Raw genomic sequence first — 847 nt, 5'->3', positions numbered from 1 at the left:
GGAACGGTCGCGGGAGAACGGCGGGGACGGACCCGGACACGCGAACGCCGACATGACGTCGGTGGCGGCGCGACGCGTCCTCGACACCCTCCTCGACGGCGTCGAGGGCCTGCACCCGGGGTTGGACGGCCGGTATCCGCTGTTTCGCCGCTCCGGCGACGCGTGGGTCACGAGTCGGCGCGGATCGTGGACCGGGGGGCTCTGGGCGGGGCTGTTGTGGCTGCGGGCCCTGGAGCGTCCCGGGTCGGCACACGTGGCGGCCGCCCGGGGGGCGAGTGAGGGGCTGGCGGTGTGGGCCGAGGCGGACACGGCCACGCGCGGACTGGTGTTCTGGTACCCGCTCGCGCTCTCGCGGTTCGCCGTTCCGGGCGGCTTGGACCCGTTGGAGGAGGCTGCGGGCCGGGCCGCGCGGTCCTTGGGCGGGCGGTTCGCCCGCGAGGCCGGGGTGGTCCCGTGGGGTGACGCCTTCGGGGGCCCGGGCGATCTGGTCCGTGTGGACGGTGCGCCTGGTGTGGCGCCGTTGATGTGTGCGGCGCCGGGGGTGTCGGAGTCGGTCGTGGCGGCCGGGGCGGAGCACCTGGTCCGGCATCTGCGGCTGTGCTGGGACGGGTCGGCGGTGGTGCCCGTGTGGCGGTTGGGCCGGGACCGGGTGGTCCGCGGCACGGCGCCGACGCGGTTCTGGTCACGGGGGAGGGCCTGGTTGCTGACGGCGTTCGCGGACGCGGTGCGGCTGGGGCTCGTGCGGCCCGACGACCCGGAGATGGGGGCGGTGCTGGACGCGGGCGCGCCGCTGGTGCCCCCGGCCGACACCGAGGACGCCGAGGGCCCGGTGGACACGGGGGCGGCG

1 protein-coding gene is annotated in these 847 nt (G+C 77.2%); it reads left to right on the top strand.

The window, feature by feature from the left end; all coding sequences use genetic code 11:
- The coding region (locus D471_RS40650) for a hypothetical protein (protein ID WP_017602430.1) at positions 1-847 on the top strand (847 nt) is incomplete at both ends.

It is taken from the genome of Nocardiopsis lucentensis DSM 44048, from assembly GCF_000341125.1.
GTDB lineage: Bacteria > Actinomycetota > Actinomycetes > Streptosporangiales > Streptosporangiaceae > Nocardiopsis > Nocardiopsis lucentensis.
Note: the sequence above shows the minus strand (reverse complement) of the source record. Positions and strands in the feature narration are given on the sequence as shown.